Origin of the sequence: Kitasatospora sp. NPDC047058, from assembly GCF_040643935.1 — a bacterium.
GTDB lineage: Bacteria > Actinomycetota > Actinomycetes > Streptomycetales > Streptomycetaceae > Kitasatospora.
In genome coordinates, this window is record NZ_JBEYVJ010000340.1 from 1 (window position 1) to 7,346 (window position 7,346).

8 protein-coding genes and 1 pseudogene are annotated in these 7,346 nt (G+C 72.5%); 2 read left to right on the forward strand and 7 right to left on the reverse strand.

What is annotated here, in order from left to right:
• From ABZ885_RS32075 to ABZ885_RS32095, 5 genes are all read right to left on the reverse strand, one after another.
• Positions 1-600 (reverse strand): DUF2867 domain-containing protein (locus ABZ885_RS32075; protein ID WP_360196422.1); only part of this gene is annotated, 600 nt, incomplete at its 3' end.
• Positions 597-1,241: a TetR/AcrR family transcriptional regulator gene (locus ABZ885_RS32080; RefSeq protein ID WP_360196424.1), complete on the reverse strand. Its 645-nt coding sequence runs from the start codon at positions 1,239-1,241 to the stop codon at positions 597-599. The genes ABZ885_RS32080 and ABZ885_RS32075, both read right to left, overlap by 4 nt.
• A gap of 118 nt (positions 1,242-1,359) precedes the next feature.
• Positions 1,360-2,223, reverse strand: a complete 864-nt coding sequence (locus tag ABZ885_RS32085) for a hypothetical protein (RefSeq protein WP_360196427.1) — start codon at positions 2,221-2,223, stop codon at positions 1,360-1,362.
• 98 nt (positions 2,224-2,321) lie between these two features.
• Positions 2,322-3,026 carry a GntR family transcriptional regulator gene (locus ABZ885_RS32090; RefSeq protein ID WP_360196430.1) on the reverse strand — a complete coding sequence of 235 codons (705 nt, stop codon included), beginning with the start codon at positions 3,024-3,026 and terminating at the stop codon, positions 2,322-2,324.
• Positions 3,027-3,384: 358 nt separating this feature from the next.
• A complete protein-coding gene (locus ABZ885_RS32095) occupies positions 3,385-3,759 on the reverse strand; it encodes a helix-turn-helix domain-containing protein (protein WP_360196433.1) in 375 nt (124 codons plus the stop codon).
• Positions 3,760-3,851: 92 nt separating this feature from the next.
• Here ABZ885_RS32095 and ABZ885_RS32100 point away from each other — a divergent pair, with 92 nt between their 5' ends.
• Positions 3,852-4,691 (forward strand): NAD(P)H-binding protein, encoded by an 840-nt coding sequence (locus ABZ885_RS32100; protein WP_360196436.1) that lies wholly within the window; start codon positions 3,852-3,854, stop codon positions 4,689-4,691.
• Between the two features lie 15 nt (positions 4,692-4,706).
• On the opposite strand, the pseudogene ABZ885_RS32105 reads toward ABZ885_RS32100, so the two are convergent.
• Positions 4,707-4,817, reverse strand: a pseudogene (locus ABZ885_RS32105) (IS5/IS1182 family transposase); the annotation flags it as partial.
• A gap of 80 nt (positions 4,818-4,897) precedes the next feature.
• Complete coding sequence (locus ABZ885_RS32110; protein WP_360196439.1) at positions 4,898-5,656, reverse strand: MerR family transcriptional regulator; 759 nt, start codon at positions 5,654-5,656, stop codon at positions 4,898-4,900.
• Between the two features lie 375 nt (positions 5,657-6,031).
• Between ABZ885_RS32110 and ABZ885_RS32115 the strand changes: the two genes are divergently transcribed.
• A complete protein-coding gene (locus tag ABZ885_RS32115; protein ID WP_360196442.1) occupies positions 6,032-7,237 on the forward strand; it encodes a teichoic acid biosynthesis protein C in 1,206 nt (401 codons plus the stop codon).
• The last annotated feature ends 109 nt before the right edge of the window (positions 7,238-7,346 follow it).

Consider the following 7,346-nt stretch of genomic DNA (forward strand, 5'->3'; position numbering starts at 1 on the left):
GCGGTGGCCGGTCGCCGGGGCCGTCCTCGCCCGCCCCCAGTCGCGTCGGATCATGCCCATCAGCGCGGGATAGACGATCAGGTGGCGGAACGGCGCGATCGCGCTCATGTAGGCCCTGCCGAGCAGGCCGTTCGGCTTCACCAGGACGGTCATCTCCCCGTGGTGGCGGCCGCTCTGGTCCGCGACCCAACCGATGTGGAGCACGGTGTGCACGGTGGCGTTGGCGCTCTCGGCCGCCCACTCGGTGTCCGTCAGGAAGACGGAGGTGAAGGGCAGCGACGGCAGGTCCGGGCCGCGCGGGCCCTGGCGCAGGTCCTCGGGAAGCCGGGCCCGCAGCGACGGCACCCGCGCGCCGACTCCCGTACCGTCCTTGTCCCAGCCGAGGAGCCTGCCCAGGCGTACCCGGATGGAGAACAGCAGGCGGGCGGGGCCGGAGAACGGGTTGGGGCCGTCGTCCTCGGTGAACCACTCGACCAGCAGCGGGAGGTCGCCGGGCCCGCCGGGGGTCGGCAGCGCCCACACGTCCTCGACGCGGAAGTCCGGTGCCAGGGCGTGAATGCGCCAGGGGCGGGAGCGGTGGGTGGTCCTCGGGATCCTCATTCCTGCTCCTCCGTCCGCTCCGGGGGCCGCACGCCCAGGACGCCGGCCGCGGCGCGTTCGGCGAGCATCTCGTCGTACGGGGCCTGGCCGGCCAGGGAGACGACGGCTCCTTCGAGGGCGCCGGCGAAGGCGAGTGCGAGCGTGCGGGCCGGCGGGCCGGACGGGATCGCCCCCGACGCCCGGCCGGCCTCGACGAGACGCTCGCAGTCGGCGACGAGCGAGGCGTAGGCGTCCTCCACCGCGCGCCCCACCGGATGGTCCTGCCCGCTGAACTCCAGCCGCAGCGCGAGCGCCATGCGGGCGATGTCGCGGCGGCAGAACACGGCGTGACCGCGGGCCATGGCCAGCAGCGCCGCGACGGGCTCCGGCTCGCGTTCGACGAGGGCGCCCACCTCCTGCTCCCATGCCTGGAGGACCCAGGCGAGGGCGGCCAGGGTGAGCTCCTCCTTCCCCTTGAACTGGTGGTACAGCGCGCCGCGGGTGTACCCGGCGTCGGCGGCCACCTGCTCCAGGGCGAGGCCGCCGTAGCCGTACCGGGACAGACCGCGGGCGGCGGACTCCAGCAGGGCGCTGCGGGAGCGCGCACTGCGCGCGGCCTGCCCGGAGGGCCGGGCCGCGCGCGGCTCATGACGTACATTCATGTATGTATGTTAAGTCGCCCGGGCCCGGCGTGGCGGGAATTCGGCTCGATCCGCCGGCTCTCCGGTGGCCCGGCCGGGCCGTAGCCATGACGGGGCGCCGGGCTCCCGGTCCCTGCTCTCAGCCCTTGCCGAAGTGCACCGGGGGAAAGGCGCCCGCTGCCCTGAGGGTCTTGGTGAATCCGCCCGCCAGTTCAGTGAGGCGCGCGGTGGCGGCCGGGCCGAGGTGGTCGTACGGGGCGGCGTCGAGGCGGTCGGTGAGTGCCTCGGTCTCCTCGCGCAGGGTCGCGCCGGCCTGCGTGAGCTCGCCTGCCTCGTCCAGCAGGCCGCGCTCGCGCAACCGGTCCCGGGCGGTGTCCCACTGCTGCGCGGACCACCCGCGGGTCCGCATGAACAGGGCCGATGTCGGTGCCGTGCCGGTGGCGTTGTGCAGCACCAGCGCCTCGATGCCGGACAGGCCGGCGACCGCCAGCGCGGCGAGGTGGCCGTCACCCCGGTGCTCGCGCAGCAGTGTCGCGGCGTGCCACAGGGCCAGGTGCGGTTCCTCGGGTACGGGCAGGCCGGCGTTGGCGGCGTACAGCGGCCGTGCCTCCCGGCGGCAGGCTTCGGTGGCGTGCAGTGCCAGTTCGGCTGCCTCGATCATGTCCGCGGACGTGAGGGCCTCTTTCCCGAGCAGCCGCCGCAGTGTCCGGTCCGCGCCGCGCAGCCGTGCCGTGAGCACGTTCTGCGGTGTGGCGAGGGTCCACGCGGCGGGGATGTACCGCTGCACGTGTTCGTGGTTGAAGTTGTAGAACGTCGCGGTGACGGTGCCCGCGTCGACGGCTCCGAGCGGTGCCGCGCGGCTCGCGAGGTAGACCATCGCTCCGCGCTCCAGCCCGAGTGCCGCGAGTTCGTCCTGCGGCTCCGGTGCGAAGTACACCGATGCGTGCAGGGGGCTGACGGCGTTGTGGCAGCGGCGGCCCGCGCCCGCCTCGTAGGAAGTCATGCTGTGCCTCCGGTGTCGGTGATCAGGTGTGGTCGTGTGCCGGTGACCAGGAGCGGTCGTGGGGTCGTGCGGTCGTGCGCCCGGATGGGCGGGGTGCATCAGGCTTCGCCCGCGGTCTCGTGGTGGGGGCAGTCGGTCAGTGCGGCCGCGGTCCGGGTGAGGTGCCGGGTCAGCACCTCGGCTGCGGTGTCGGCGTCACGGGCGAGGGCCGCCTCCTCCAGCCGGCGGTGTTCGAGGAGGGCGTCCCGGCCGGGGCTGCGGTGCGCCGACCAGCGGCGGGCCAGCTCGCTCGCGGTCCACAGCCGGTCGAAGGTCTCCATCAGGACGAGGTTGCCGCACCCCTCCAGCAGGGTGCGGTGGAAGAGGCGGTGCGCCTCGGCCCATGCGCTGCTGTAGTGCCTGCCCTCCTCCGGTACGTACGCCGGCGTGCGGGCCAGACGGTGGTGGGCGGCCCGTACGCGGGCTTCCCAGTCCACGTCGCCGCGTTCGACGGACATGCGCAGCATGACCGGTTCGACGGTCCGGCGGGCCTCCGTGATCTCCTGCCAGCGGCGGTCGGAGTAGGCCGGGACGGCGAAGCCGCGGTTGGGCAGCCGGTCGGCGAGGCCGTCGCCGACCACCCGCACGAGCGCCTCGCGCACGACGGCCAGGCTCACGCCCTGCTCCTTGGCGAGGTCCTGGGGTTTGAGGGCGTCACCGGGGGCGTGGTCCCCGCGCATGATCGCATCCCGCAGGCGCATGTAGACCTGCTCGGAGAGCATCTGCTTCCCCGCCGGGGGCGAGGTCTGGGTCGTCTGAGTCATGGTCACATGATAGATGATCAGATCAATAATCGATTATGAGTTTTGAGATCGATCCAGACATCGTGGTCGACGCCCTTGACCCCCTTCGCGACCATCCGCTCGTACTCCTGGGGCTTGAGGCCTTGATCTGCTCGGCGGTCAGACGGCCGCCGAGGTGACAGGCGGGTACCCCGTTCCTCTGCTCCATGCCCTTGCGGGCGGCGGCCTCCTCCAGGAGGTCGGCCCGCTCCACCGCTGGTCGCCGTCGAACCGGATCCTGGACTCGCTGCCGGCGCGCGGCGCGAACCATCGCCGCCCTCCTGGAACTCGTCCAGGCCAAAGGCCGACGACACCGGCTGCTTCGTCGTCCGGCCGACCTCTAGCCCGCGCCGGGGCCCCGCGGCAGTCGTCGGGTGATCCGATCGAACAGCTCCGTCAGCGGCTCGCTGACCTCACGGCCGAACTCGGACAGGCCGTAGGTGACCTGAGGCGGCGTCGTCGGCTCGACCTCCCGCCAGACCAGGCCGTCCTGGACCAGCGCCCGCAGGGTCTGGGCGAGCATCTTCTCGCTGATGCCGCGGATGCTCTCGCGCAGCTCGAAGAAGCGCAGGTCGTTGCTCCGCAGGGAGATCAGCACCCAGACGCCCCACCTGCTGGTGATGTGGTCGACGACGTCGCGCGCCGGGCAGTCGGTGTGAAACACGTCATACCGACTGCCTGCCTCAGCCCCTCTGGACTGCACCCCTCCCGCCATGCCATGAGCTTACCTCCAGGTATGTCCTTACCAGGAGTTAGCCCGTCCTCCTAACGTCGGAGCCACCGAGGACATCTGACGAGGAGCTGATCATGATCGTGGTGACCGGAGCGACCGGGAACATCGGCCGGCCGTTGACGCAGGCGCTGACCGAGGCGGGGCAGCAGGTGACGGCGGTGTCGCGGCACTCGGCGGCGGTGCCGAACGGCGTCCGCCATCTGGCGGCCGACCTGGCCAGGCCGGCCGAGCTCAAGCCCGCGCTGGCCGGGGCGGCGGCGCTCTTCCTGCTGCTCTCCGGCGACCTGCACGCCGCCGGGGGCAACCCCGCCGACCTCATCGGCGAGGCCGCGGCTGCCGGGGTCCGTCGGGTCGTGCTGCTCTCCACCCAGGGCGTGGTGACCAGGCCCTTCGGCCCGACGCGGATCGCGATGCGCGAACTCGAGGACACGCTGCGGGAATCCGGTCTGGAGTGGGCGATCCTGCAGCCGGGCGGCTTCGCCTCCAACGCTCTCTGGTGGGCCGAGTCCGTCCGTGCGCAGGGGCTTGTCGCCGCGCCCTTCGGCGATGTCGGCGTGCCGGTCGTCGACCCGGCGGACATCGCGGAGGTGGCGGCGGCCTGCCTGCTGGACCACCGGCACGCCGGTGGCGTGTACCAGTTGACCGGCCCCGAGGTGATCACGCCCCGCCGGCAGGCGGCCGCGATCGCCGATGCGCTGGGCTCACCGGTGCGGTTCCACGAGCTCACCCGCGCCGAGGCCAGGGCCGCCATGAGCCGGGCCATGCCGGCGGAGCTCGCCGACGACACCCTGGACATCCTCGGCGCACCGAACCCGGCCGAACTGCGCATCAGCCCGGACGTCCAGCGGGTCCTCGGCCGCGCCCCGCGCCCGTTCTCGGCCTGGGCCGCCCGCAACGTCGCCGCCTTCCGCTAGGCAGTGTCCTGGCGATCACGAGCGGAGCCAGATGACGAGCGCGGCTGCTGTGACGGTTCCGAGGTAGACATGGCCGCGCTTGTCGAAGCTGGTCGCAACCGCGCGGAAGGTCTTCAGCTTGTTGATCGCCGCGGTAGGGCCGGGGGTCGGCCGAGCCGTGCGCTCCTCCACCGTCCGGTGGGAAGAGGAGGAGCGCCGGCGCCGGGTCAGACCAGGCGGGTGGTGGCGTAGAACTCGATCGCGGTGTGCTGGTACTCGGCCAGGCCGGGACTGACAGCCTCGTAGGCGACGCGCCAGGACGGGTTCTGCACGCAGCCGAGGCCCATGGCGCGGAACTCCTCAGGCGTGACGGGGTGCAGCTCGGCGAGCGAGCGGTACTGGGCGTCGATCTCGGCCTGGACGGAGTCGGCGGAGGCCGGGGTGCCGGCCGCCAGTAGCTCCGCGAGGCGGATCATCCCGGCCGTTCGCTCGCGCTGGCCCGCCTCGAGCTCGGCGGCGTTCATCGTCGCGGTGCGGCGGTTGGTCGCCTCGGCGAGCTCGGGGAAGTCCTGGAGGCCGTCCTCGTACTGGTCGGGCTGGATGCCCTCGAAGAGGTTCTCCGGGCGGTTGATGGTCATGGGCTGGCCGTCCTTTCGGGATCGCTCCAGGTCGGCGAGGGTGCGGGCGACGGTGGTGGCCAGGGTGTCCAGCCGGTCCCGTTCGGCGAGGAGACGGTGGTGGTGGCCGCGCAGGGCCTCCACCTCGTCCACCTGCTCGGAGAGGATTCGGCCGATGTCCGCGAGGCCGACGCCGAGCGCCCGCAGCACGAGGATCTGTTGCAGCGTCAGGAGCTGCGTCTCCCCGTAGTGCCGGTGCCCGTTGGCGGCGATCCGGGCCGGCGGCAGGAGGCCGATCTCGTCGTAGTGCCGCAACGTCCGGGTGGTCACGCCCGACAGCCGGGCCACCTCCGCGATCGACAGGTCCATCGTTCTCGTTCCGTACCTTGGTCTCGCCGGGCCGGTCGTTCCGGCCCTGGTCACGACCGTAGAAGCTGCCGCAGCGTCAACCGCAAGCCCGGGATCCACGCCCTGGCTAGGACACCCGGCTGCGCCCCGGTGCCATCGGCTACGAGCGAGGCTCCGCCGCCCTGGACGCCGCCGGGCATGTGTTCGTGCGCGCGGCCCGGACGCCATGGCTCCGTACAGGCGATCTGTCGGGATGGCCTGGTCGTCTCGGGCCGGCGACTGCTCCGGCCGTCCGCGCTGCTGCGTGCCCGGACGTGCGCGGATGGCCGACCAGGATGCCGTCGACGGTCCTCGGGAAGTTGAAGTCGTGTCGGGCCCGGGGTGAGGATGTGCTTCATGATCAACGACAAGTCCGCCGGACCGAGCCGCCGCTCGATACTCACGTGGGGCGGCACCACGGCGCTCGCCGCCGGCACCGTCCTGGCGGCCGGGGCCGGCCCGGCCGCCGCGCAGGCCCCCGCCGCTGCCGCCGAGACCGACCCCTCCGCCGCGCAGACCGCCACCCCCGCAGCGTCCTCCCCGGCGCTGCGTCTTCCCTGCCCCGTCGTCGACGTGAGCGCGCAGTCGCAACCGTGGCGGGTGGAGAAGACCCTTGAGGACGCCACCGTCCTGCAGTCCTTCGCCTTCGACAACGTCAACCGCCACGTCTACCTGGTCCAGGTCACCCAGGGCGGCCGAACGCTGTCCGGCGAGAGCGGGCCGGTGAGCGGGGCGGCGCGGGCCGCCAACGGCGACCTGACCATCACCAAGTGGGACTACGAAGGCACCAGTCTGGGCCGCATGCACCTGCGCGGCTGCGGCCACGGCGTGGGCATCGGCGTGGAACCGAGCGGCGGCGATGCGTACCTGTGGACGGAAGCGGCAGTCCCGCCCGTCCCGGACCCGGCGGTGTGGACGGACAACCCCGCAGCCGCAGCCCCGGGTTTCGGCACCAGGATCACCCGGTTCAAGTTCGAGAACGGCAAGGTGCTGGACAGCGCCTCCCTGGTCACCTACGAACCCGCCGGCCCGAGCACGTACAACGGGGTCGCCGTCGACCCGGTGCACGGCCGGCTGCTGCACCGCTACGTGCAGGACGGCACGGTCCGCTACCGGCTCCACGACCTCGACCAGGCGCGCAAGGGCGTCTTCAGCGAGCCGGTCGCCGAGATCGCGGAACCGCAGATCCAGGTCGACGCGTCACGCTACGGCCGGCCCACCTTCCAGGGCTTCACCGTGGCCGGCCGCTACCTCTATCTCCTCCACGGCGACCATTACGGCACGACCCAGCTCATCGGCGGCAAGGAGGTGGTCGTCTCCTCGAAGGACAACGGCGGCAACACCTTCATCACCTCGGTCGACCTCACCACCGGTCAGATCGTGAAGACCGCCCGTTCCATGGCCTTCGGCGGCGACGGCGTCGACTACCGGGAGCCGGAGGGGCTCGCCATCCAGATCCCCGAGCAGACCCGACTCGGCGTGTTCCGGCTCGTCTTCGGGTTCGCGTACGGCGCGGAGGGGGCACGGAAGGTCGCTCTCTACACCAAGGACGAGCTGCTGTAGCCGCGCCGGCGCCCGACAGGCCGCTGACGGTCGCCGGGCCCGCTCGCGTCCTCAGCTGCGCACGCTCGCCGGCACTGGCACTGGCACTGGCACTGGCACCGGCACCGCG